The organism is Streptomyces sp. DvalAA-43, assembly GCF_900091725.1.
GTDB lineage: Bacteria > Actinomycetota > Actinomycetes > Streptomycetales > Streptomycetaceae > Streptomyces > Streptomyces pulveraceus.
Genome location: NZ_FMBW01000039.1, coordinates 143,850 through 168,128, shown reverse-complemented (window position 1 = coordinate 168,128; position 24,279 = coordinate 143,850). Strand labels below are relative to the sequence as shown.

19 protein-coding genes, 3 pseudogenes and 1 riboswitch are annotated in these 24,279 nt (G+C 70.9%); of the genes and pseudogenes, 10 read left to right on the top strand and 12 right to left on the bottom strand.

Translation table 11 applies throughout. The annotated features are described in order from the left end of the window. Nucleotides 1–940: 940 nt before the first annotated feature. Both GA0115234_RS44335 and GA0115234_RS44330 read left to right on the top strand, forming a co-directional pair. A pseudogene (locus tag GA0115234_RS44335) lies at nucleotides 941–1,783 on the top strand (polyphosphate polymerase domain-containing protein); the annotation flags it as partial. After that, nucleotides 1,784–2,665 (top strand): ATP-binding protein, encoded by an 882-nt coding sequence (locus GA0115234_RS44330; RefSeq protein ID WP_343335942.1) that lies wholly within the window; start codon nucleotides 1,784–1,786, stop codon nucleotides 2,663–2,665. Here GA0115234_RS44330 and GA0115234_RS12230 read toward each other — a convergent pair. The 4 genes from GA0115234_RS12230 to GA0115234_RS12215 all read right to left on the bottom strand — a co-directional run bounded on the left by GA0115234_RS12230 (nucleotide 2,571) and on the right by GA0115234_RS12215 (nucleotide 5,744). Continuing rightward, nucleotides 2,571–3,647: an ABC transporter ATP-binding protein gene (locus GA0115234_RS12230; protein ID WP_093540925.1), complete on the bottom strand. Its 1,077-nt coding sequence runs from the start codon at nucleotides 3,645–3,647 to the stop codon at nucleotides 2,571–2,573. The two genes, GA0115234_RS44330 and GA0115234_RS12230, sit on opposite strands and share 95 nt — an antisense overlap. Next, complete coding sequence (modB, locus tag GA0115234_RS12225) at nucleotides 3,644–4,504, bottom strand: molybdate ABC transporter permease subunit (RefSeq protein ID WP_093540924.1); 861 nt, start codon at nucleotides 4,502–4,504, stop codon at nucleotides 3,644–3,646. Before modB ends, GA0115234_RS12230 begins: the two co-directional genes overlap by 4 nt. Next, on the bottom strand, nucleotides 4,501–5,289 hold the full coding sequence (gene modA / locus GA0115234_RS12220) for a molybdate ABC transporter substrate-binding protein (protein ID WP_093540923.1): 789 nt from the start codon (nucleotides 5,287–5,289) through the stop codon (nucleotides 4,501–4,503). Before modA ends, modB begins: the two co-directional genes overlap by 4 nt. Nucleotides 5,290–5,354: 65 nt before the next feature. Further along, nucleotides 5,355–5,744, bottom strand: a complete 390-nt coding sequence (locus GA0115234_RS12215) for a TOBE domain-containing protein (RefSeq protein WP_176729142.1) — start codon at nucleotides 5,742–5,744, stop codon at nucleotides 5,355–5,357. A 138-nt stretch (nucleotides 5,745–5,882) separates the two neighbouring features. Between GA0115234_RS12215 and GA0115234_RS12210 the strand changes: the two genes are divergently transcribed. Continuing rightward, the gene (locus GA0115234_RS12210; protein WP_093540922.1) at nucleotides 5,883–6,353 is read left to right on the top strand and encodes a molybdopterin-dependent oxidoreductase; all 471 of its coding nucleotides are present in this window, start codon (nucleotides 5,883–5,885) and stop codon (nucleotides 6,351–6,353) included. A 123-nt stretch (nucleotides 6,354–6,476) separates the two neighbouring features. After that, nucleotides 6,477–7,166 (top strand): M24 family metallopeptidase, encoded by a 690-nt coding sequence (locus tag GA0115234_RS12205; RefSeq protein ID WP_093540999.1) that lies wholly within the window; start codon nucleotides 6,477–6,479, stop codon nucleotides 7,164–7,166. On the opposite strand, the pseudogene GA0115234_RS12200 reads toward GA0115234_RS12205, so the two are convergent. Next, a pseudogene (locus GA0115234_RS12200) lies at nucleotides 7,142–8,056 on the bottom strand (xanthine dehydrogenase family protein molybdopterin-binding subunit); the annotation flags it as partial. The gene GA0115234_RS12205 and the pseudogene GA0115234_RS12200 overlap by 25 nt on opposite strands. A 34-nt stretch (nucleotides 8,057–8,090) precedes the next feature. Continuing rightward, nucleotides 8,091–8,486, bottom strand: a complete 396-nt coding sequence (locus GA0115234_RS12195; RefSeq protein ID WP_093540921.1) for a TOBE domain-containing protein — start codon at nucleotides 8,484–8,486, stop codon at nucleotides 8,091–8,093. Between the two features lie 141 nt (nucleotides 8,487–8,627). On the opposite strand from GA0115234_RS12195, the gene GA0115234_RS12190 reads away from it, so the two are divergent. Next, on the top strand, nucleotides 8,628–9,407 hold the full coding sequence (locus GA0115234_RS12190; protein WP_093540920.1) for an HAD hydrolase family protein: 780 nt from the start codon (nucleotides 8,628–8,630) through the stop codon (nucleotides 9,405–9,407). A gap of 118 nt (nucleotides 9,408–9,525) precedes the next feature. On the opposite strand, the gene metE is transcribed toward GA0115234_RS12190, so the two are convergent. The 5 genes and pseudogenes from metE to GA0115234_RS12165 form a co-directional block, all read right to left on the bottom strand. Further along, nucleotides 9,526–11,844, bottom strand: coding sequence for a 5-methyltetrahydropteroyltriglutamate--homocysteine S-methyltransferase (gene metE, locus GA0115234_RS12185; protein ID WP_093540919.1), 2,319 nt, complete (start codon nucleotides 11,842–11,844; stop codon nucleotides 9,526–9,528). Nucleotides 11,845–12,006: 162 nt separating this feature from the next. Beyond that, nucleotides 12,007–12,224: riboswitch (cobalamin riboswitch) on the bottom strand. A 134-nt stretch (nucleotides 12,225–12,358) separates the two neighbouring features. Continuing rightward, nucleotides 12,359–13,297: pseudogene (locus tag GA0115234_RS43385) on the bottom strand (phosphotransferase). 146 nt (nucleotides 13,298–13,443) lie between these two features. Then, a complete protein-coding gene (locus GA0115234_RS12175; protein WP_093540918.1) occupies nucleotides 13,444–14,781 on the bottom strand; it encodes an MFS transporter in 1,338 nt (445 codons plus the stop codon). Between the two features lie 117 nt (nucleotides 14,782–14,898). After that, nucleotides 14,899–16,182, bottom strand: a complete 1,284-nt coding sequence (locus tag GA0115234_RS12170; protein ID WP_093540917.1) for a 2-oxo acid dehydrogenase subunit E2 — start codon at nucleotides 16,180–16,182, stop codon at nucleotides 14,899–14,901. 37 nt (nucleotides 16,183–16,219) lie between these two features. Next, nucleotides 16,220–18,430: an alpha-ketoacid dehydrogenase subunit alpha/beta gene (locus GA0115234_RS12165; RefSeq protein WP_093540916.1), complete on the bottom strand. Its 2,211-nt coding sequence runs from the start codon at nucleotides 18,428–18,430 to the stop codon at nucleotides 16,220–16,222. A gap of 138 nt (nucleotides 18,431–18,568) precedes the next feature. On the opposite strand from GA0115234_RS12165, the gene GA0115234_RS12160 reads away from it, so the two are divergent. Genes GA0115234_RS12160 through GA0115234_RS12145 form a run of 4 tightly spaced genes read left to right on the top strand, consistent with a single transcriptional unit; the run spans nucleotide 18,569 to nucleotide 21,500 of the window. After that, nucleotides 18,569–19,123, top strand: a complete 555-nt coding sequence (locus tag GA0115234_RS12160) for a VOC family protein (RefSeq protein WP_093540915.1) — start codon at nucleotides 18,569–18,571, stop codon at nucleotides 19,121–19,123. 33 nt (nucleotides 19,124–19,156) lie between these two features. Next, nucleotides 19,157–19,900 (top strand): GntR family transcriptional regulator, encoded by a 744-nt coding sequence (locus tag GA0115234_RS12155; protein ID WP_093540914.1) that lies wholly within the window; start codon nucleotides 19,157–19,159, stop codon nucleotides 19,898–19,900. After that, the gene (locus GA0115234_RS12150) at nucleotides 19,857–20,639 is read left to right on the top strand and encodes an SDR family NAD(P)-dependent oxidoreductase (RefSeq protein WP_093540913.1); all 783 of its coding nucleotides are present in this window, start codon (nucleotides 19,857–19,859) and stop codon (nucleotides 20,637–20,639) included. The genes GA0115234_RS12155 and GA0115234_RS12150 overlap by 44 nt, the downstream gene beginning before the upstream one ends. A 57-nt stretch (nucleotides 20,640–20,696) precedes the next feature. Beyond that, entirely contained in the window at nucleotides 20,697–21,500 is an 804-nt protein-coding gene (locus GA0115234_RS12145) for an SDR family NAD(P)-dependent oxidoreductase (protein WP_093540912.1), read from the top strand. A 33-nt stretch (nucleotides 21,501–21,533) separates the two neighbouring features. On the opposite strand, the gene GA0115234_RS12140 is transcribed toward GA0115234_RS12145, so the two are convergent. Then, nucleotides 21,534–22,028 (bottom strand): hypothetical protein, encoded by a 495-nt coding sequence (locus GA0115234_RS12140; RefSeq protein WP_093540911.1) that lies wholly within the window; start codon nucleotides 22,026–22,028, stop codon nucleotides 21,534–21,536. 99 nt (nucleotides 22,029–22,127) lie between these two features. Here GA0115234_RS12140 and htpG point away from each other — a divergent pair, with 99 nt between their 5' ends. Beyond that, nucleotides 22,128–24,077 carry a molecular chaperone HtpG gene (htpG, locus tag GA0115234_RS12135; protein WP_093540910.1) on the top strand — a complete coding sequence of 650 codons (1,950 nt, stop codon included), beginning with the start codon at nucleotides 22,128–22,130 and terminating at the stop codon, nucleotides 24,075–24,077. Nucleotides 24,078–24,279: the final 202 nt, after the last annotated feature.

Below are 24,279 nucleotides of genomic sequence, written 5' to 3'. Positions count from 1 at the left end.
CTCCTCATACATGCCTGTTACAGGAATGCGGGGGCACGGGTGGACCCGTTTCCCGGGCACGCACCGCCCGACTCCGACTGCGCAGCCCGGCCCCGCGCTGCCGTCCGGCCCGGGAAATGGGCCCTGAGCGTCATGCGGGGTTGTTGCGTCGATGCCGCGCTGCGGCTCCTGGACCGCCGGTTTCCGCGATCCTCACCGTGAACCTCCACGGCCGCCGACCGCTGGGACAGATCCGTGACCGTCCGGCCCTTGAACTCATGTGCCACCGCGGACTCACCGGATGGGATGAGGCGCGGGGCCGCCTCATGCGACGACCACCGCGTCCGGGAAGCCGCAGAGGGCCGAGCACGGTTCGGCGTCCGACTGGGTGAGCTTCCTGCGGTGAGCGACGTTCTTCGGGGTCTGTGGCCGAGTCGCGAACCGGCTTGAGCGTACTTTTCTCGATCCCTCACCCCGCACAAGAATCCCCGGTGCTGGTTCGGTGCTGACTTCGGCGGGTCAGTGATGGGAAAGCAGCAGGTCGCAGCTCTGGTCGGATGAGTTGTCGTATCACTCGACGGTGGTGCCGACGAGACTCGCGGCGACGATGTGCCTGAGGTTCGAAGGCGCTGGCGGGGAGCTTGCCGGGGCGGCCACGGGGACCGCTTCCGGACGGTGGGCGGGGACGGTTCCGTGTCGCCACACGCACCGCGGGCGGACCTCCGTGTGCCTCTTCGGTCGCCTGTCGTTCACCTTTCCGTTCCCTCGAAGACTCCTGGAATCAACACCTGATCCTCATCGGCTCCTCATGCGCCGTTGGTTGCGTGTGCGAGGCCGGTCGGTCCGCAACGTATGAGCAAGGAGGCGCATGGTGTTCCTGCCGAAGGCAGCCGCGGCGCACGAGGGCCGGGCAGGCGAAGCCCGGGAGGCCGAGAGCGAGGACCGGGGGAGCGAGGAGCCGTTGCATGTGGCCAGTTGGTTGCACGCGTTCAACCGGTTCGAGCTGAAGTACCTGGTCCCGGTCGGCCAGGCGGCCGACATCCGCGACGAGCTGGCGGAGCGCATGGACCGCGACCTGCACAGCCCGGCCGGAGGGTACGGAGTGTGGAGCCTTTACTACGACTCCCCTCAACTCCGGTTCTACTGGGAGAAGACCGAGGGACTGAAGTTCCGCCGCAAGCTGCGTATCCGGCACTACGGCAACCTCGACGGAGTCACCGAGGACTCCACGGTCTGCGTGGAGATCAAACAGCGCGTCAACCGGGTCACGCAGAAGCGCCGCATCCCCCTTCCCTACGGCGTGGCACGGCAGCTGTGCGACGAACGGGAGTTGGTGGACCACTCGGCAGGGGAGAGTGCCTTCATCCAGGAGGTCCTCGAACTGGTCGTCCGGCTCGGTCTGCGACCCACGGCCATCACCGGCTATCAGCGCGAGGCGCTTGTCGGGCGGGCCGCGGACACCGGGCTGCGGGTCACCTTCGACCGCCGTATCCGAGGCCGTGACCGGGACTTCCACTTCGGGATCGAGACACCGGAGAACCGGTTCACGATCCCGCCGCACCTCTCCGTGATGGAGATCAAGGTGAACGAGCGCACCCCGCACTGGATCACCGACCTGGCCGCGCGGCGCAACCTCGACCTCGTCCGGATCTCGAAGTACGTGCAGTCCATCGAGGCGTTCGGCCTCGCCCCGCGTTCGGTCTTCCACATCAACGAGGCGGACCACCCGCCACCCACCCCCACCGAAGAGCAGCCGCACGAGCTGCGGCCGACGCAGCACGATGCGTCGATGAAGGCAGGAGCAGTGAATTTCGATCTGCGGGAACTCAGCGGCACATTCAGCGTGGCCGATGTCGTGGCGGCGATGGCGCTGTCGCTCATCCTGTCCACGGTGATCGGTTACGTGTACCGGTACACCCACCGCGACGTCTCCTACAGCCAGTCCTACGTCCAGACCCTGGTCATCGTCGGCATGATCGTCGCGCTGATCATGCTGGTCGTCGGGTCCAGCCTCGCCCGCGCGTTCTCGCTCGTCGGCGCGTTGTCCCTGGTCCGCTTCCGCAACGCGGTCAAGGAGACGAGGGACGTCGGCTTCATCTTCCTCGCCATGGCGATCGGCATGGCCTGCGGCGCCCGGTTCTACACACTGGCCGCGGTCGCCGTGGTGATCTGCGCGGTCGTCAACGCCTGCACCCACACCCCGGTCGGCACGACCCGCATCCCCGTCACGCGGAGCCCGGACAGCGGCCCGCCGCTGACGTCCGGCGCACCGGCCTGCGTCATCGAGGTCGCCGACAACGGCTCCGGCATCGAGCCCCACGACGCACCCCATGTCTTCGAACGCTTCTACCGCGCGACACCGCGCGGACGCCGCGGACCCGGAGCCGGGCCGGGTCCCGACCCCGACCCCGGCTCCGGCCTCGGACTCGCCATCGCCACGGCCATCGCGACAGCCCACGGCGGACGGCTCGAACCGGACAACCGCCCCGGTGAAGGCTGCACCTTCCGTCCGCTCCTGCCCGACCCGGCCCTCGCGCCGAGGGACGACACCGGAGAGGGCCATGGGTCCGGCGTACGGAACGAGCGTCTGCTCAGACGGGATACGCGTGGGTCTGGGTCGCCTTCACCGACGCCCAGACCACCGCGCCCGGGTGCAGATCGAGTTCGGCGGCGGCGACCGTGGTGAGATCGGCGGCGAGGGGGAGATCGCCGGTGAGGGCGGCGCGGATCTGGTCGCCATGGGTCTCCAGACCGGTGACCTCGCAGCGCCAGAGGTTACGGGCGCTGGAATCGGTGGGGCGGCTGCCGTGGAGGGTGACGGCACTCGGGGGGAACGCCACGAAGACGGGTCCGGACAGCGCCTCCGCGGTGGTGACGGCGGGGCCGGTGTCCAGGCGGACCGTATGGCCGTCCGCGCGCCCCCGGTGGAGGTTGAGGCCGACGAGCTGCGCGATGTAGTCCGTACGGGGATGGCGGGCGATGTCGGACGGGCTGCCCTCCTGGACGACCTCGCCGTGCTCGACGACGACCAGGCGGTCGGCGAGGACCATGGCGTCGAGCGGGTCGTGGGTGACCAGTACGGCGACCGCCTCGAACTCCGCGAGGTGGCGCCGGAGCTGGGTGCGGACCTCCAGGCGGGTACGGGCGTCGAGGGCGGCGAGGGGCTCGTCCAGAAGGAGCAGCCGAGGGCGGGTGGCGAGGGCGCGGGCGAGGGCGACGCGCTGCGCCTGGCCGCCGGAGAGCCGGCGGGGCTTGGCGCCGGTGTGCTCCGCCAGCCCCAGCCGGCCGAGCCACTCGGCGGCCTGCGCACGGGCCTCGGACTTGGCCGCCCCCTGGCAGCGCGGCCCGAACGCCACATTGTCCAGCGCGGTCAGGTGGGGGAAGAGCAGATAGTCCTGGAAGACGACGCCGACCGGTCGGGACTCCGGCGGCGTACGCTCCAGCGGCGCGCCGTCCAGTCGCAGATGCCCGCCGGTGAGCGGGGTCAGACCGGCGAGTGCGCGCAGCGCCGTGGTCTTTCCGGCGCCGTTCGGACCGAGCAGCGCGACCACCTCGCCGGGCGCGACGGTCAGCGCCACATCGAGGCGGAAGGAGCCGCGGTCCACCACGAGGCGGGCGTCGAGCCCGTCCGGAGCGGTGCCGGTGCGGTCGTCGTGGGTCCTGGTCATCCGGCGGTCATCCAACGGTCGCGCAGCCCGGCCAGCACCGCGATGGACACGGCCAGCAGCACCAGGCTGAGGGCGATCGCCGCCTCCGGGTCGCTCTGCAGCGCGAGGTAGACGGCGAGGGGCATGGTCTGGGTACGGCCGGGGAAGTTGCCGGCGAAGGTGATGGTCGCGCCGAACTCGCCGAGCGCGCGGGCCCAGGCCAGGACCGCGCCCGCCGCGATGCCCGGTGCGATCAGCGGCAGCGTGACCCGGCGGAACGCGGTGAAGCGGGACGCGCCCAGGGTGGTCGCCGCCTCCTCGTAGCGCGGGTCGGCGGCGCGCAGGGTGCCCTCGACGCTGATGACGAGGAACGGCATCGCCACGAACGCCTCCGCGACCACGACCCCCGCCGTGGTGAACGGCAGGGTGACGCCGAACCAGGAGTCCAGCCACTTACCGACGATGCCGTTCCGGCCGAGCGCCGTCAGCAGCGCCACGCCGCCCACGACCGGCGGCAGGACGAGCGGGAGCGTCACGAGAGCGCGGACCAGGCCGCGGCCGGGGAACTCCACCCGGGCCAGCAGCCAGGCCAACGGCACCCCGATGACCAGGCTCACGGCGGTGGCGGCGGTGGCACAGATCAGCGACAGCTGGAGCGCCTGCCACACCTCGGAGCTGGTCAGCTGCTCGGGCATGCTGCGCCACGGGGCCCGTACCAGCAGGGCGACCAGCGGCACGACCAGGAACGCCATCCCGATCAGCGCGGGTACGAGCAGGGGCAGCGGCGCGCCGCGGCCACCACCCGGCCGGACACGCCGACGCCGCGGCCCGCCCCGGAGGGCGCCGGTCGCGGCGTCGGACTTCGTGGTCGAGGTCACGGCTTCAGGAACCCGGCCCCGGTCAGGACCTTCTGGCCCTCGGCGGACTGCACCAGCGCGATGAACGCCTTGGAGGCAGCGGCGTTGGGGGCGTCCTTGAGCAGTGTGATCGGGTAGTCGTTGACGGCCTTGGCGGACTCGGGGAACTCCACGCCCTCCACCTTGTCACCGGCCGCCTTCACATCGGTCTTGTACACGACCGCCGCGTCGGCCTCCTTCAACTCGACCTTGGTCAGGGCGCTCTTGACGTCCTGCTCGTACGAGACCGGAGTGAGCTTGAGACCGCTGGCGTCGAGGGCCTTCTGGGCGGCGGCGCCGCACGGCACCTCCTTGTCGCAGAGCACGACCTTCAGGCCCGATCTGGTGAGGTCCTTCAGGGAGGAGACCTTGTCGGGGTTGCCCGGCAGGGTGGCGATCTCCAGCTGGTTGCGGACGAAGGTGGCGGGCGTGCCGGAGGCGTCCCCCGCGTCGGTGACGATCTTCATCGTCTTGGGGCTGGCCGCGGCGAACACATCGGCCGGGGCGCCTCCTGTGATGCTCGCGGCGAGCGAGTCGCTGCCGCCGAAGCTGAAGGTCACCTTCGTACCCGGGTGTTGTGCCTCGAACTCCTTGCCCAGGGTGGTGAAGCTCTCCTTCAGCGAGGCCGCGGCGAACACGGTCACCGTGCCGGACGGCTTGTCCGACGAGGAGGCCGGGGCGGAGGAGTCCGACTTCACCGACGAGGAGTCGTCGGACGAGGAGCAGGCGCTCAGGGCCAGCAGTGCGGCGGTGCCCACACCTGCCATCTGCAGGGTCCGGCGCGCATTACGGGTTGTCACGGGTCCACTCCCTCTGGTCCTGACGGACACATCTACGGTCGGTCGACGACCACATTGGTCGACTTGATCACGGCAACCGCCGGAACACCGGGCTCCAGCGCCAGTTCCTCAGCCGACTCGCGGCTGACCGTCGCCACCACCCGGAACGGCCCGGCCTGGATCTCCACCTGCGCGGACACGTCTCCGAGGATCACATCGGTGACGATGCCGGAGAGGCGGTTGCGGGCCGAGGTTCCGGTGGCATTCGGCTTCGTACGGTGCACCTGCCGGGCGTAGGCGGCGAGGGCCGGCCCGGGGATGATCCGGTGTCCGGTCGTCCCGTCGCGTTCGGCGGTGAGTTTCCCGCCGTCGACCAGACGCCTCACGGTGTCGGCGCTGACGCCGAGCAAGGCGGCCGCGTCCCCCATCCGGTAGGTGTGCATGCGCTGATGATACTGCCGCAGATGCGAGGGGAAAGTCTCCTGTGCCTTCGCATGAGCCGGGTACCTGATCTTGTGGGATGGCATGTGCGTTTGTACAGGGCGGCGGTGCGGGTAAGGACATCCGGGAGGTGGTAGCCCGTGAGCCAGTCCCTCTACGCGGCGGACACGACGGCGGAACTCGCCCTCGCCGGCGATCTGACCCGTCCGGCCCGCCTGACGGTGCCCGATCTGCTCGCCTGGCCGCAGCACGAGGCCGAGGTCAGCTTCGAGTGCGCCACCAGCGGTATCCAGCACCACCGCTTCACCGGGCCGTTGCTGCACGACGTCCTGTCGGCGGCCGGTCCCGTCTTCGATCCCGCGCGCCGCAAGGACCGCCTGCGGTTCCTGATCGCGGTGTCCGGCGCGGACGGCCACCACGCCCTGCTGTCCTGGGCGGAGATCGACCCCGACTTCGGCCGCGCCCCGGTGCTGCTCGCCGCCACGATCGACGGCGCTCCGCTCGACCGGGCCGGCGCCCAGCTCGTCCTGCCCCAGGACCGCTGCGGCGCCCGGCACATCAGCGGCATCACGTCGATCCGCGTGGACGGCGGCTACACCTCGTGGGCGTGACAACGGCCTGCTCCGTACGGTGACGGCGGCGCGGCGGACACGGTCGACGCCCGCCCGCCAGGACACCCCGGCCGGAGAGGAATCCCGTTGCCGGAGTCGATCCGGATGGCTACGGTCGGCCGCATGGCGGATGACGAACCCACGCGCTCGGCGCGGCTGCTGGACGCCCAGGCGAAGGCCGCGGGGCTCTTCACGGAGATCGAGGAACGCGGACTGGTCGCGCCGGGCGAGGGGGAACGGGCGGTCAGCGACCGGATCCGGGACCTGGCGAACGAGCTGTTCGGCACGACCCGGCACTGGCACAAGCGCATCGTGCGTTCCGGGCCCAACACCCTGATGCCGTACCGGGAGAATCCACCGGACCGGGTGATCGGCACGGACGACATCGTGTTCGCCGACTTCGGGCCGATCTTCGAGGAGTACGAGGCCGACTTCGGGCGGACCTTCGTCCTCGGCGGCGACCCCGTCAAGCACCGGCTGCGCGACGACCTGCCGAACGTCTTCGCGGCGGGGCGGCGCTTCTTCGAGGCCGACCCGGAGATCACCGGCGCGCGGCTGTACGCCGAGATCGAGCGGCTGGCGGCGGAGGCCGGCTGGGAGCTGGGCTGCTGGCACGCCGGGCATCTGGTCGGGGAGTTCCCGCACGAGTCGATCGAGGGCGCGGACATGGAGTCGTACATCACGCCCGCCAACGACACCCCGATGCGGCGCACCGACACCGCCGGGCGCCGCTGCCACTGGATCCTGGAGATCCATCTCGTCGACCGGGAGCGGGAGTTCGGCGGATTCTACGAGGAGCTGCTCACTCTCTGATCCGAAAGCGCCTGCCACACCCGGTCGCGGGTGAGGGGGAGCCGGGTGAACCGGATGCCCGTCGCGTCCCGGAGCGCGTTGGCGAAGGCGGGCGCGACCGGGTTGAAGGGGCTCTTGCTCATCGACTTGGCGCCCAGTGGCCCGATGGCGTCGGCGGTCTCCATGAAGTGGACTTCGGCGCGCGGGATGTCGGCGTACTGGGGGAGCCGGTAGCGGCGGAAGGCGGCCGTCTCGACCTCGCCCCCCTCGTCGATGCGGACGTTCTCGAAGAGGGTGGCGCCCAGCGCCTGGGCGACACCGCCCTCGACCTGGCCGCGGCACTGCATCGGGTTCATGACCTGGCCCGCGTCGGCCGCGTGCACGCTGCGCAGGATGCGGATCTCCCCGGTGCCCGGGTCCACGGCGATCCGGAACCACTGCGCGTTGAAGGCGACCGATCGCGGGGTACCGCCGAAGTGCCCCTCGGCGGCGAAGCCGACACCGACCGCCTGCGCCGCCGCGTACAGCTCCTTGAGGGGCAGGCGCCCGTCGGGGTGGAGCACCGCCTCCTCGGTGAGCCGGCAGTCGGCGCGCGGGACACCGAGGTGGACGGCGGCGAAGTCGAGGAGCAGGTCGGCCAGGGCGCGCGTGGCGCGGAGGGTGGCCTTGCCCGCGACCACGACGCCCGTCGAGGCGAAGGCGCCCGTGTCGTGCCGTACGACGTCCGTGTCGGACTGGCGCACGGTGATGCGGTCGACGGTGGTGGCGAGTTCACCCGCCGCGATCTGACGGTGCACGGTGGTGGTTCCGTTCCCGAACTCGGCGGTGCCGACGCCCAGTTCGAAGCTTCCGTCGGGCAGGAGGGCGGCCCGCGCGTCGGCGATGTGGCCGCCGGGCGGACCGGTGGCGACCGCCCGGGAGACCGGGTTCCCGGCCGCCGCCCGGTCAGACGCGGTCGATGTGCACGTTCGTCGACTTCACCCGGGCCGTGGCCTCCATCCCGACCTCCAGCCCCAACTCCTCCACGGCCTCCCGCGTCAGCAGCGACACCAGCCGGTGCGGGCCGGCCTGGATCTCCACCTGGGCGGCGACATCACCCAGCTTCACCGCGGTGACGATCCCGGGAAAGGCATTGCGGACCGAGGTGTACGAAGCGTCCTCCTCACCGCCACCGCCCTTGGCCAGCTCCACGGAGAACTCGGCAAGGTCCTTGCCCTCGATGAGCCGCCGCCCGCCCTCGTCGCGCCGGGTCGCCACCCGGCCGGCGTCGGCCCAGCGTCGTGCGGTGTCGGGGCTCACGCCCAGGAGTCGGGCGGCCTGGCCGATCGTGTAGAACTGCATAGGCGCCAAGATAGGCCCATCCACGGATCTCCCGCCCACCGCACCGCACCGGCAGGATGTCCGTGCCGGGCCGGGCGGAGGCATCCGGCGAGGCCATGGGCGGCACCTCGGCGCCGTCGGCGGCCCGGATAGAATCCAGCCATGATCGAACTTCGCGCCCGCACCTTGGTCTTCGACATCGACGGCACGCTCTGCTTCGACGGGCGAACGATCGACGAGCGGATTCTCGCGGCGATCGGCGCGTGCGAGCGTGTCGGCCACCGGGTGGTGTTCGCCTCCGCCCGGCCGGTCCGGGACCTCCTGCCGGTCCTCGGCGGAGCCTTTCCGGCCGCCATGCTGATCGGCGGGAACGGGAGCCTCGTCTCGGTCGACAGCCGGGTCCGGGCCCGCGCCGCATTCGACCCCACCACGCTCGGCGCACTGATGGACGCGGTCGGGCGGTACGAGGCGACCTACCTCGCCGACGGGCTGTGGGACTACGCCTACACCGGACCCGCGGACCACCCGATCCGGGGCCGTGTCGATCAGGACGGCCTCGCGAGCATGGTGGACATGGCCGAGCTTCCCGAGGTCGTGAAGTTCCTCGTCGTCGGCGCGTCGGACATGGCGGCACTCGCGGAGGCGGGCCGGGGGCTGGGGATGACGGTCAATCACCATCTCGACGAGGCGATCATCGACTTCGCGCCGGGTTCGACCACGAAGTGGGAAGCCCTCGGGGAGTTGGGGATCACGGAGTACGCCGCATTCGGCAACGACATCAACGACCTCGATCTCCTGCGGAACGCGGAGAGGGCCGTCCGCGTCGGTTCGCACCCGGGCCTGGACGAGGTCGCACACGTCACGGTCGCGGCCGACCCGGAGGCGGTCGCAGCCGAGATCTCCCTGCTGGCCGAGGCAACCGAATCCGAAGTGCCGGCCTGACCGGGGCCGACCACTCGCACCGCCCGGTGCACGGCCGAGAAGGTTCTCTGCCGTGCACCGGACGGTCGCGCCGGGGCCGGAGTGCCCCTCGGCACCCCGGCCCGTCGGGCGCCCGCCGTCAGGACGCGGGCAGCTCCCCGCGGACCGTGCGGGCCGCGGTGACCAGGTTCTCCAGCGACGCCCTGGTCTCGGGCCAGCCACGGGTCTTCAGACCGCAGTCGGGGTTGACCCACAGCCGTTCGGCGGGAATGGCCTTCAGCCCCTTGCGGAGCAGGGCGGCAGCCTCGGCCGCGTCGGGCACGCGCGGGGAGTGGATGTCGTACACACCGGGTCCCGCCTCGCGCGGGTAGCCGTGTGCGGCGAGTTCGCGGGCGACCTGCATGTGGGAGCGCGCGGCCTCCAGGCTGATGACATCGGCGTCGAGGTCGTCGATGGCCTGGACGATGTCGCCGAACTCCGCGTAGCACATATGGGTGTGGACCTGGGTGTCCGGACGCACACCGCTGGTGGTGAGGCGGAACGACTCGGTGGCCCACTCCAGATACGCGGCGCGGTCCACCGCGCGCAGGGGCAGGGTCTCGCGCAGGGCGGGTTCGTCGACCTGGATGACCGAGGTGCCTTGGGCCTCCAGGTCACCGACCTCGTCGCGCAGCGCGAGGGCGACCTGCCGGGCGGTGTCGCCGAGCGGCTGGTCGTCACGGACGAAGGACCAGGCCAGCATGGTGACGGGCCCGGTCAGCATGCCCTTGACCGGGCGGTCGGTGAGCGACTGGGCGTACGAGGTCCAGCGCACCGTCATCGGCTCGGGGCGGGAGATGTCACCGGCCAGGATCGGCGGGCGGACATAGCGGGTGCCGTAGGACTGGACCCAGCCGTGCTGGGTGGCGAGGTAGCCGGTGAGCTGCTCGGCGAAGTACTGGACCATGTCGTTGCGTTCGGGTTCGCCGTGCACCAGGACGTCGATACCGGTCTTCTCCTGGAAGGAGATGACCTCCCCGATCTCGGCCCTGATGCGCTCCTCGTAGCCCACCGTGTCGATCCGGCCCGCGCGCAGGTCGGCGCGGGCCGCACGCACCTCACCGGTCTGCGGGAACGAGCCGATGGTGGTCGTGGGCAGCAACGGCAGCTTCAGATGGGCCCGTTGGGCGACGGCGCGCTCGGTGTACGGCTGGGAGCGACGGGCGTCGGCATCGGTGACGGCGGCGGTCCTGGCGCGTACGGCGGGGTCGTGGGTGAGGGGGGAGTGCGCGCGTGCGGCGAGGTCGGCCCGGTTGGCGGCGATCTCCGCGGCGATCGCGTCGGTGCCCTGGGCCAGGCCCTCGGCGAGGGTGACGATCTCGGCGGTCTTCTGCCGGGCGAAGGCCAGCCAGCGGAGGATCCGGGGCTCGATGTCCCGTTCCGACGCCGTGTCGAGCGGGACGTGGAGCAGGGAGCAGGAGGCGGACACGTCGACCCGGTCGGCGAGGCCGAGGAGCGTGGCGAGGATGGCCAGCGACTTCTCGTAGTCGTTGATCCAGATGTTGCGCCCGTTGACCACGCCCGCGACGAGTCGCTTGCCGGGCAGCCCGCCGGCGGCGGCCAGGTCCGTGAGGTTGGCGGCGGCGGCATCGGTGAAGTCCAGTGCCAGACCGTCGATGGGGGCCTTCGCCAGTACGGGGAGCGCCTGGCCGAGCCGGTCGAAGTACGAGGCGACGAGCAGCTTGGGCCGGTCGGTCAGGCCGCCGAGCTCACGGTAGGCGCGGGCGGCGGCGTTCAGCTCGGCCGGGGTGCGGTCCTGGACCAGTGCGGGCTCGTCGAGCTGGACCCACTCCGCGCCGGCGGCGCGGAGGTCGGCGAGCACCTCGGCGTAGACGGGCAGCAGCCGGTCCAGCAGCGTCAGCGGTTCGAAGTCGGCCGCCACCCCGGGGGCGGGCTTGGCGAGCAGGAGATAGGTGACGGGGCCGACCAGCACCGGCCGGGCGGTGTGCCCGAGCGCGAGGGCCTCCTTCAGCTCGGTGACCTGCTTGGCGGAGTCGGTGGCGAAGACGGTGTCCGGGCCGAGTTCGGGGACGAGGTAGTGGTAGTTGGTGTCGAACCACTTGGTCATCTCCAGCGGCGCCACGTCCTGGGTGCCGCGGGCCATCGCGAAGTAGCCGTCGAGCGCGTCGGCCGTGACGGCCTCACGGTGCCGCGGGGGGACGGCGCCGACCATGACACTGGTGTCCAGGACGTGGTCGTAGTAGGAGAAGTCGCCGGTGGGCACCTCGTGGACACCGGCGTCCGCCAGTTGCCGCCAGTTGGACCGGCGCAGCTCGGCCGCGGTCTCCCGGAGGGCGTCGGCGGTGACCTGACCCTTCCAGTAACCCTCGATGGCTTTCTTCAGTTCCCGGTTCGGGCCCTGGCGGGGGTAGCCGTACACGGTGGCGCGTGCTGCCGCGGTTGCGGGCTGTGCTGTCACGGAAATCTCCTTCGCGAGATGACTCCTTGAGATCCCGGGGACGGGACACAGGCGCGAAGGGATGACGAACCGGACGGGGCCCGAGCACGCCAGGGGCGCGGTCTTCCGTCAGGTATGTACGCCGACCCGCCCACGAGGTCACCGGGATGTCCGCACACGAGGGTTCGGGTGCGGGCAACGGGCAGGTCTTCGGACTCGCGGGCACGTCTGCCGAAGGCAGACACCTACTGGCCGTCGCTTCCCGGATCCGGCCGGATCCAGTGCGTATGACGGCGGTCGTTCCCACTCACCGCTGCGGGGCAGTCCCGGATTCCCACCGGGTTCCCTCTTACGACGCACCTGCCTGGCGGACAGGGCGAACCAGCTGCACCGGCCAGACTAGAGGCCCGATCGCTCTCCGGGCAGCACTGCTCACATTCCGGAACGTGACATGAGACATGGGGGACCGGTCCGGCCCAGGTCGTCTGCTCCACCGGGATGCCTCCGGTGCCGTACGACGTCCGCGTGGCTCAGGTCACTTCTTCGGGGCGGGGGAGCCGGAGTGGTCGAGCGTCGCGGTGAGGCGTCGCAGCGAGGCGTGGCCGGGCGGGCCCCAGGTGGGCTTGCCCCCCGGACGGCCGTGGTCGCCCGCATCGCCGATGAAGATGCGGACGAGGGCCTTCAGCACCGCCCAGCCGCGGGCGCGGCGCAGCGTCGCCGGGTCCGGGGCCGGCTGATAGGCGTCGTGGAAGCGGTCGACGGCGCCGTCCGGCAGCAGGAGCCAGGCGGCGGCGAGATCGCAGGCCGGATCGCCCGCGCAGAGGTCGCCGAAGTCGATCACGCCGCAGAAGGCGCCGTCCGAGGTGAGGACGTTGGCCGGGTGCAGATCGCCGTGCAGCCATATGGCCGGCCCCGTCCAGGCGGGCGCGGCGACGGCGCCCTTCCAGACGGCGCGGACGGCGTCCGGGTCGGATATCAGCCCCGATTCGGTGGCCGAGGCCAAGGACCGGGCGAACCCCTCGGCATGGTCGGTCAGCGGCCCTCCGCGGTCACGGCCGGTCGGCGCCCCGTCGTGCGGGCCGGTGCAGAGCGGTCAGAAACGCTGCCAGGGAGTCGGCCGCCTCCGCGGCGCGCGTGGCGGGGCGTGGTCGGCGGGCGTTCCCGGCACCCAGGTGGTGACGATCCAGGGCCGTGGGAACCGCTCGGAGGGCTCGCCGAGGCGCTGCGGGACGGGGACCGGCAGCGGAAGCCCCGGGGCGAGAGCGGGAAGCCGGTCGTGCTCCTTGCGCAGCAGCGCGTCCGCGGACAGTGTCGCCCAGGGCAGCCGGACGGAGAGGTCGTCGCCGACCCGCCACAGCTGGTTGCCCCAGCCGCGCGCGCCGAGCCGCACGGGGCGATCGGCCAGGTCGGGGTGCTGGTCGCGCAGCAGATCCTGGACCAGTTCCGCGGTGATCTCGATCTCGGTGTGGGGCATGCGGATCCACGCTGGCCGACGGGGTCCGCGGCTGTTCCGGTTCGAGCGGGAACCGGTCCGGGGTGCGGGCACCCGCAGGATCACCTCTGTCGGTGGGGGTGTCCCGGGATGACCCGCGCCCCGGTGTGCCTCGGGAATCGGGTGCGTCAGGCCTTGGGGGAGAAGCGCAGCCGGGTGGCCGCCAGTGCGCCGAGGGCCAGCAGGACGATCGACACCCACAGGCCGGACAGATGGTTGCCGGTGGCGTCCTCGGCGTATCCCATGATGTAGGGGCCGACGAAGCCGCCGGTGATGCCGATGGTGTTGAGCAGTGCCAGGCCGCCGGCGAGGGTCTTGCCCGAGAGCCGGGTGGCGGGGAAGTTGAACAGCAGGGGCTGGACCACGAAGAACGCCAGGCCGGTGAAGCAGAAGCCGAGCAGCGCGATCACGGGACCGGCGACGGCGGCGACGATGAGGCCGGTGAACATCATCAGCAGACCGACCACCACGAAGTTGCGGGACCGCCGGGGTGTGGTCGCGCGCGGCGGCACCAGCACGGCACCGACGGCCGCGGTGAGCCAGGGCAGTCCGGTCAGCAGGCCGATGGTGAACGGCGAGAGATCGCCCCAGCCGCCGATGATGCCGGGCAGGAAGTAGACGACCGAGTACAGGGCGACCTGGTGGGTCCAGTTGGCGAAGATGGCCAGCAGCATCTGCTTGTCCCGCAGCACGGTCAGCAGCGAGCCGGACCCGGAGCCGTTGCCGGCCGCCTCGGCGCCCTCGGTCTGTTCGCGGGTGACCGCCTCCTGGACCAGCCGGGCCTCCTCCGCCGTCAGCCAGGGGGCCTTGGCCGGGCCGTCGGGCAGGTACTTGAAGATGGCGAAGGCCAGGAAGAGGCACGGGACGCCCTCGATGACGAACATCCACTGCCAGCCGTGCCAGCCGCCGAGCCCGTCCATCTCCATGAGCAGTCCGCCGAGCGGGTTTCCGACGACGCTGGCGATCGAGGCGCCGAGCAGGAGCAGGCCGATGGCCCTGCCACGGATCTCGGAGCGGAACCAGTACGTGAAGTAGAGCAGGATGCCCGGCAGCAGCCCGGCCTCGGCGGCACCGAGCAGCAGCCGCATCGCGTAGAAGGACTTCTCACCCTGCACGAAGGCCATGCAGGCGGAGACGACGCCCCAGGTGAGCATGATCCGGGTGATCCACCAGCGGGCGCCCACCCGGTACATGATCAGGTTGCTGGGCACCTCGGAGATCGCGTAGGTGAGGAAGAACAGCCCCGCGCCCAGCCCGTAGGCCGCGGCGGAGATGCCGAGGTCGACCTCCAGGCGTTCCTTGGCCAGGCCGATATTGGTCCGGTCCAGGAACGACATGATGTAGGCGGCCAGCAGCAGCGGCATCAGCCGCCGCAGATTGCGCTGGTCCAGCGCGCCGAGCGCATCGGGCGGGGTTTCGTTCGGTGTGGCCGCACCGGGCGTGCGGGAAGCGCGGATCAAAGACATCGGTGTCCTCTTGGAGTGCTCTGGCAGCCGCCTGACGCGGACTGCGGCCCAGGGGTGGCGGTGGCGGGCGGACCGCGACGGTGACGCCGCGGTCCGCCCGGCCCCGCCGGGGTGGGGTCAGACGACGAGCCGGACCGGGTTCTCCACGGCCTCGGTGAAGGCCGCGAGCCAGCGCGCCGCCACGGCGCCGTCCACCGGACGGTGGTCCACGGACAGGACCACGCCGAGCACCTTCGCCACGGTGACCGCACCGTCGCGGACCACCGCCTCGTCGCGTGCGGCACCGACGGCCAGGATCGCGGCCTGCGGCGGGTTGATGATGGCGGCGAACTCCTCGACCCCGTACATGCCGAGGTTCGAGACGGTGATCGATCCGCCTTCGAGGTCGGCGGGGTGCAGTGCCCCGGCCCGTGCCTGCTCCGCGTACGCGCGCGTGCGCGCGGCGATCGCCGACACCGACAGGTTCTCGATCCCGCGCAGCACCGGGGTCACCAGGCCCGTCCCGGTGGCGATGGCGACCGAGACGTCGACGGCGCTGAACCGGCGGACGGCGTCCGGCTGCCACACCGCGTTCATCTCCGGCACCTGCGTGTGCGCCGTGGCGACGGCCTTGATCAGCAGGTCGTTGACCGAGACCTTGACCGGGCTGACGGCGTTGATCCGCTGCCGCAGGGCGAGCAGCTCGTCCACGGCGCAGGTGGCCCGCAGATAGAAGTGCGGGGTGTGCTGCTTGCTCTCCGTCAGGCGCCTGGCGATCGCCCGGCGCATGCGGCTGTGCGGGATGTCCTCGTGCGCGCCGGTGTCGGCGGGCGCGGCGGTCCGCGGTACGGCGGCCGCCGGGGGAGCAGCCGGGGTCGGGGCCGGTTGCGGCTCCGGTGTGCGGCGGGCCGCGACCGCGGCATCGACGTCACGCCTGACGATGCGGCCGCCGGGACCGGTGCCGGTGAGGGCCTCGATGTCGAGGCCCGCCTCCCGGGCCAGCCTGCGGGCCAGCGGGCTGCTGAAGACGCGCCCGGCGCGTTCCGGCGCACCGGACGCCGGGGCGGCCGCGGGCCGTGCCACCGGCTCGTCCGGTACGTCCCGGCGCACCGCCTTCGGGGCCTCGCCGGGCGCGACGACGCCGAGTCCGGCCAGCAGCGCGTCCAGGTCACCGGCCTGCTCGCCGACGGCGCCGAGCACGGCGATCGGATCGCCGACCTCGATCTCGACCCCGGCCTCGTACAGGGTCTTGAGCAGTACGCCGTCCTGCTCGGCGGCGACGTCCACCTCGGCCTTGTCGGTCTCGATGGAGACCAGCGCGTCGTCCTTCGTGAACGACGCTCCCTCCGCCACCTGCCAGGCGGACAGTACGGCCGTTGCCGCGTCGGCGGCCACGGCGGGCATTCGGAACAGTTCTGCCATGATCAACCCTCCTGGGTGTTCTCTCGTGCGGGGAGGGTCAGTTCCCGGTGACCCGCTGGAGCGCGGCCACGACCTCTTCGGTCCGTGCGATGGCCGCCCGCTCCAGCACCTTGCTGATGCTGGGCGAGGACTCGCCGGCCTGGACGCGCTCCACCGGCTGGTCGAGCCAGTCGAACCAGCGGCGCTGGATCTCGTCTGACAGCCAGCCGCCGTACGAGGTGCCCACGGGGCCCTGTTCGGCGATGAGCACGTTGTTGGTCTTCCGGATGCTCGCGCCGAGGGTGTCCCAGTCGAGACTGGCGCGGTCCAGCCAGCGCAGGTCGATGACCTCGGCGTCCAGGCCCAGTTGCTCGACGGCCTCCAGGACGTAGTTGGTCATCGCCAGGTACGTCACGATCGTGATCCGCGATCCGGTGCGGCGCACGGCCGCCTTCCCCACGGGCAGGCAGTAGTCGAGGTCGTCCACCGGGCCCGGACCGACCGAGTTGTACAGATCGGTGTGTTCCAGTACGACGACCGGGTCCTTGCAGGTCAGCGCGGAGTTCATCAGGCCGACGTAGTCGAAGGGCGTGGACGGGGCGACGATCCGCCAGCCGGGGGCCGTGGCGAGGATTCCCGCCGGGTCCATGGAGTGCTGGGAGCCGTAGCCGGTGCCCATGGCGACCTTGCTGCGCAGGACGAGCGGGACGCCGGACCCCTGCCCGTCGCCGCCGAACATGTGCCGGGCCTTGCCGATCTGGTTGAAGATCTGGTCGGCCGCGACCCACATGAAGTCGGCGTACATGAACTCCACCACCGGCTTGTACCGGCCGTCGAGCGCGATGCCGCCCGCGAGCCCGGCGAAGGCGTTCTCGCTGATCGGCGTGCCCAGGACCCGGTCCGGGTGAGCCTCGGCCAGGCCCTTGGTCGCACCGTTGGTGCCGCCCTTGAGCCGGTGCACGTCCTCGCCCATGACGACGACCGAATCGTCCTCGGCCATGCGCCGGCTCATCACCTCGGCCACGACGTCGATGAACTTCCGCTGTTCCAGGCGCCCTTGGAAGGCATCCGGCCCGGTGTCGGAGTCGGTGCGGGTGTCGGCGAGGCGTACGCCGTCGAACTCGCTGAGGTCGCCGCGCACCCCGACGTCACGGAAGGACGGGTCGGGCCATTCGGCGGGCCGGATGCGGCGGGTGCCGGGCTTGCCGTCGGGGTCGGGTTCCAGCAGTTCGTCGCCGATGGCGGCCATGACCGCCTTGGCCCGCGCGGTGCACTCCTCGATCTCGTCGGCGCTCAGGACGCCGTTCTCGACGAGCTGCCGCGAGACGAGGGCCAGCGGGTCGCGGGCCCGCCACTCCTTCTCCTCGTCCTTGGTGCGGTAGCCGAACGCGCTGCCGGGGAACGGGCCGTTCTGGTGGAAGAAGCGGTAGACCTCGGCCTCGACGATCGTCGGCCCGTGACCGGCCCGCATGTGGTCCACGGCCTCGCTCATGGCGAGGTGCACGGCGAGCGGATCCATGCCGTCCACGCGCCAGCTGGGGATGTTGAAGCCCAGGCCGCGCGCCGAGAGCCGGGGCTCGGCCGTCGCCTCGTCCACGTGGGTGGAGACGGCGTACTTGTTGTTCTCGATGAAGAAGCAGACCGGCAGCTTCCAGGCGGCCGCGAGGTTCATCGTCTCCAGCACGGAGCCGATGTTGACCGCGCCGTCCCCGAAGTAGGTCACCGAGACGGCATCGGTGCCGGCCTGCCGCGCCGACCAGGCGAACCCGGCCGCCTGCGGCACGCCGCCGCCGACGATCGCATTGGTGCCCATGGCCCCGGCCTCGCGCCACTGCAGATGCATGGATCCGCCGCGTCCCCGGCAGAAGCCCCTGGCCAGGCCGCAGATCTCGGCCAGGCTGCGCTGCAGGACGGTGCGCACCCCGGCGTCGACGGGACGGCGCAGGTCGATGCCGTCGGGCGCGACGTACCCCAGTGCCTTCGCCAGGAACTGGTGGTGTCCCCGGTGCGAGCCGCCGACGAAGTCGGCTCCGGTCAGCGGGAGCACGGAGCCGACGGCGCCGCCCTCCTGCCCGATGCTGGAGTGCGCCGGTCCATGGACCAGTCCCTGGCCCGCGAGGTCGAGTACGTACTCCTCGAAGGTCCTGATCAGCAGGGTCTGGGTGAACATCGAGGTCAGCAGCCGCGGGTCCGCGCCCTGCCAGTCCTTCTTGGTCGCCGTCACCTCGGTCCAGGGTGAGGCGGGGGCCAGTTTCCGGTGTGTGGGCATGAGCACTCTCCTGTGTGATTCGGTGAGCACTGTCGCAGTGAATGGATCCATAGCCAATACCTCGTGACCGGAACGTTACGTTCAGATTTCGGGAGTGCCCATTGACTACCGCACCTATGGCGGCGCAATGTGAGATGCATGGCGGATAGATGGATCCATTCAACGGGTGATCGGTGGCGAGGGCTTCCCGGTCTCGCCGGCGTCGAGCACATCGGCTTCACCGTTCCCGACCTCGAAGAGGCGACCCGGTTCTTCGTCGAGGTGATCGGCTGCGAGCACGTCTACTCGCTCGGCCCCTTCCACTCCGACGGCACCTGGATGAGCGACCACCTGGGCGTGCATCCGCGCGCCGTGATGCGCGAGCTGCGCTTCTTCCGCTGCGCCGGTGGCCCGAACTTCGAGATCTTCGAGTACGAGGCACCCGGGCAGGAGACGCGACCGCCGTGCAACAGCGACATCGGCGGCCACCATCTCGCCTTCTACGTCACCGACCTCGACGCCGCCGTGGCACATCTGCGGCAGCACGGCGTACGGATCCTGGGCGAACCCACGGCCAGTTCGGGCCCGAGCGAGGGGCAGCGCTGGGTCTACTTCCTCGCCCCCTGGGGGATGCAGCTGGAACTGGTCTCCTACCCGGACGGCAAGCGGTACGAGGCCGACTCACCGGTACGGCTGTGGCAGCCTTCCGTCTGAACGCGCCGCCGCGCCACCGCACCAGGGAGAACCATGTCTCGTAAGCCGACCACCGGATCCGACTCCTCCGGATCCGATTCCGCCGGGGCCGCCGTCGCCAGCCAGCGCGTCGCGGACCATCTGCGCGCCGCCATCCTGAGCGGTGAACTGCGCCCCGGCGCACGGATCATGCAGGAGCAGGTCGCCGCACAGCTCGGCGCCAGCCGGCTGCCGGTGCGCGAGGCCCTGCGGATACTGGCGGCCGAGGGCCTGACCGTCGTGAAGTCCAACAGCGGCGCCTGGGTCTCCAGAATGGACATGGCGGAGTGCGAGGGCGTCTACAAGATCCGCGAACGCCTGGAACCGCTCGCCCTCGGCGAGAGCATTCCGCACCTCTCCGCCGAGCAGGTCGCCGAACTGGAGACGATCGCCCGGCAGATCGAGCTGACCACCGATGTGGACCGCTTCCTGGCCCTCGACGGCCGGTTGCACCTGCTCACCTACGCCGGATGCCGGGTCACCCAGATCACCGCCATGGTCGACCGCTTCTGGAACACCACACAGCACTACCGCCGCGCCTTCGCCCGGCTCGCGGGCGACAGCGGCTGGGAACTGATCCACGCCGAGCACCGCCTGATCATCGATGCGATCAAGCGGGCCGACACCGTCGACGCCGAACGTTTTCTCACCGGCCACATCCGCCGTACGCGGCTGGAGCTGGCCCGACATCCCGAACTGTTCACAGAGGACGACCATGACAACGACCACACAGCAGACGCAGCAGGCTCCGCGGACTGACGCCCGCCCCTTCGAGGGCCGGACCCTCCTCCTGTCCGGCGCGGGCGGCGGCATCGCCCGCGAGGTGGCCCGCCAGTTCCACGCGGCCGGCGCCGGCCTGGTGCTCGGCGACCTGAACGCCGGGGCGCTGGAGGAGTTCGCCGCGACGCTCGACCCCACCGGCGCGACCGTGCTCACCCGGACCCTGGACGCGGCCTCGCCGGAGAGCAACAACGCGTTCGTCGCCGCCGCCGTCGAGGCGTTCGGCTCGGTCGACTTCCTGGTGCCCGCCGCCGGGATCTATCCGGAGCAGGCCGTCGCCGACATGACCGACGAGCAGTGGAACGCCGTCATCTCGGTCAATCTCAACGGCGTCTTCTACCTCACCCGCGCGGTCCTGCCCCACCTCAACGAAGGCGGCAGCATCGTCAATCTGACCTCCATGGCCGGCCACCGCGGCAGCGTCCGGCACGCGCACTACGCGGCGACCAAGGGCGCGCTGCTCGCCTTCTCCCGCAGCCTCGCCTGGGAACTCGGCTCCAGGGCACGGATCAACATGGTCTCGCCCGGAATCATCGAGACCTCCATGACCCGCGACTACGTCGCCGAGCGCGGCGACACCGCTCTGGCCACCACGCCCCTCGGCCGCCTGGGCCGGCCGGAGGAAGTGGCCTCCGTCGTCACCTTCCTGTGCTCACCCGCGGCGAGTTTCGTGCAGGGCGAGGTCATCCATGTCAACGGCGGAATGCACATGGTCTGAGCAGGACCGGAAGCACCGAGGGCGAAACCGGCACAGCGAGCGGGAACGGAACGGAACATGACGACGGAAGCGGCGGTCTACCCCGACCTGGACGGCAGGTCCGTATGCGTCACCGGCGCCGCGCGCGGCCTGGGCCTGGCGATGGCCGAGGCGTACGTACGCGCCGGGTGCCATGTGCTGCTGCTCGACATCGACGGCGACGAACTGGACCGGGTGCGGCCCGCACTGGCCGAGGGTCGCCCCGGGCAGGTGATCGCGACGGCCACGGCCCCGGTGAGCGACCAGGACGCCGTGACGGCTGCGCTCACCGCGTTCACCGCCCGGACCGGGGAGCTGTCCGTCATGGTCGCCAACGCCGGTGTGTCCGCCAACGCGCCCTCCCTCGACCTCGAACTGGACCGCTGGAACACCGCGTTGGACGTCAACCTCACCGGCGTCTTCGTCTGCGCCCGCGCCGCCGCCCGCGTCATGCGCGAGGGCGACGGAGGCGTCGTCCTCACCACCTCGTCGATGTACGGGGTGACCGCAGGGCCCGAGCGCGCGGCGTACTGCGCGACCAAGGCCGCCGTCGCCGCCCTCACCAAGGTCCTGGCCGTCGAGTGGGCCCCGTCCGGCATCCGGGTCAACGCGCTCGCACCCGGGTACGTCGAGACCGAGCTGCTGACCCGGCTCTCCGACGCCGGGCGGCTCGACACGCGGGCGCTGCGCCGCCGCACCCCGCGCGGCCGCCTCGGCACCCCGCAGGACATCGCGCATCTCGCCCTCTTCCTCTCCTCCGGGGTGTCCGCGAACATCACGGGGCAGGTGATGGTCAGCGACGGCGGCTGGACGGCCGACGGCTACGCGGTGGCGCCGGGCTGAGGATGGCCGTGCCGGGAGGCCCTGAGGGCTTTCTCACCGGTCCTCCTGGAGGAACACCCGGAACTCGTCGTCGTAGTCGTTGTCCTTCAGCCGCAGGGTCAACGGTGTCCGTTCGCCCGTGAAACGGAGATCGACGGAGGCCTCTCTCTCGCCGAGCAGGAAGTCCGCGGTGACCGGGCGCTGGGCTGCGCCGCCCCAACGGGTCACCCATCGCCGCGCGTCCTCCTTCGTGCTGCCGCCCTCCACGGCGAGCTCGGTCAGGCCCTCGGCGTCACGGGCCCTGAGCCGGGCCAGGACGTGCTCGGCGGTGGTGAGGGTGCCGGGGGTGGGGCGCCCGGTGACGGTCAGATCGAGCTCGGAGGTGCCGTTCCTGACGCGCTCGGGGGTCTTGTCGGTGTTGAGGGCGTCGCACCCGCTGAGCAGCAGTACGGCCGCTTCGGCCAGGCCGGCCGCCCCGTACGCCCGTATCGACCGCGGGGCTCCGGACCGCGGACCCGCCGCGCCCTCGCCTTCGGCTCTTCGCTTCATCCGCTCATTCTGAACCACTCGCTCCCGGCATGATGACCGGCTGATCTAAAGTGCTCTGGCCACATCCCAGTCCGCGGAACTGAGAGGGAATCACGCATTATGCCCACTGAGACGTTCGAGTTTCAGGTGGAAGCACGACAGCTTCTGCAGATGATGATCCACTCGATCTACTCGAACAAGGACGTGTTCCTGCGCGAACTCGTCTCCAATGCCTCCGACGCGCTCGACAAGCTGCGACTCGAAGCACTGCGCGACGACTCGCTCGACGTGGACGTGTCCGATCTCCACATCGTCATCGAGACCGACCGGCAGGCCCGCACACTGACCGTGCGGGACAACGGCATCGGGATGTCTCACGACGAAGTCGTCCAGCTCATCGGCACCATCGCGAACTCGGGCACCGCGAAGTTCCTGCGGGAACTCAAGGAAGCCAAGGAGACCGAGGAGGCCGCCGCCGAAGGGCTGATCGGCCAGTTCGGTGTCGGGTTCTACTCCAGCTTCATGGTGGCCGACGAGGTCACCCTGCTGACCCGGCGCGCGGGCGAGAGCCAGGGCACCCGGTGGACGTCGAGCGGCGAGGGCACGTACACGATCGAGACCGTCGACAGCGCTCCCCAGGGGACCGCGGTCACGCTCCGGCTCAAGCCGGAGGACGCCGAGGACCAGCTCCACGACTACATCTCCCCATGGAAGATCAAGGAGATCGTCAAGCGTTACTCGGACTTCATCACCTGGCCGGTCAGGATGGCCCCGGAGGCCGCGGCCGACGGCACCGCGGAGTCGGAGTCGGGGGAGGGTGCCGACGAGGCCCCGCGCGAGCCCGAGACGCTCAACTCGATGAAGGCCCTGTGGGCGCGCTCGCGCGACGAGGTCTCCGACGAGGAGTACCACGAGCTGTACAAGCACATCAGCCACGACTGGAGTGCCCCGCTGGAGACCATCCGCCTCCAGGCGGAAGGCACGTTCGAGTACCAGGCGCTGCTCTTCATCCCGTCGCGCGCGCCCCAGGACCTGTTCATGCAGGGGTACCAGCGCGGCATCCAGCTCTATGTGAAGCGCGTCTTCATCATGGACGACTGCGAAGCGCTGATGCCTCCGTACCTGCGCTTCGTCAAGGGGGTCGTCGACGCGCAGGACCTGTCGCTCAACGTGTCGCGCGAGATCCTCCAGCAGGACCGCCAGATCCAGTTGATGCACCGGCGTCTGGCGAAGAAGGTGCTGTCGACGGTCAAGGACATGATGTCCGCCGAACCGGAGCGGTACGCCACGTTCTGGCGGGAGTTCGGCCGGGTCCTCAAGGAAGGGCTGCTGAGCGACTTCGAGAACCGTGAGACGATCCTCGGTGTCTCGTCCTTCGCCACGACCCACGACAAGGACGAGCCGACCACGCTGCGGCAGTACGTGGAGCGGATGAAGGACGGCCAGGAGCACATCTTCTACCTGACCGGCGAGTCCCGGCAGGCCATCGAGAACTCCCCGCACATGGAGGCGTTCCGCGCCAAGGGCGTCGAGGTGCTGCTGCTGACCGACCCCGTCGACGAGGTGTGGGTCCAGGCGGAGCCCGAGTTCGACGGCAAGAAGCTGCGGTCCGTCGCCAAGGGCGAGGTCGACCTCGGCACCGAGGAGGAGAAGAAGGAGGCCGCGACCGAACGCGAGGGCCGGCAGCAGGAGTACGCGGATCTGCTCGGCTGGATGACGGACCGGCTGAGCGGGACCGTCAAGGAGGTACGGCTCTCCTCGCGTCTCACCGTCTCGCCCGCCTGCATCGTCTCGGACACGCACGATGTGTCGCCGGCCCTGGAGAACATGTACCGCGCCATGGGCCAGGACGTTCCCCAGGTCAAGCGCATCCTCGAACTCAACCCGGAGCACGCGCTGGTCAGCGGCCTCAACCGGGCACACGGCGAACGCGGTGAGGACGGCGACACCGGGCTCCAGGAGACGGCCGAGCTCCTCCACGACCTGGCCCTGCTGGCCGAGGGCGGAGAGCTGGGCGACCCCTCGCGCTTCGTCAGGCTGATGGCAGACCGTCTCGAACGCACCCTGTGAACGCGCGGTCGCTCCCGCCCGTCCGGGCCGGCGCGTCCTCGCCCCTGGTGCGCTGAGCGGCACCTCGGCCGGATCGGCTCACCTGCTGGATCGGCCCGCCGCCCTGCGCGGCGGGCCGATCCGGATGCGAACCGTGTGGCGCCGCGCGAGGATCGAGGTACGGGCGGTGGCCCGGCAGCGCCCCGGCTCCCCGAGGGCCGGA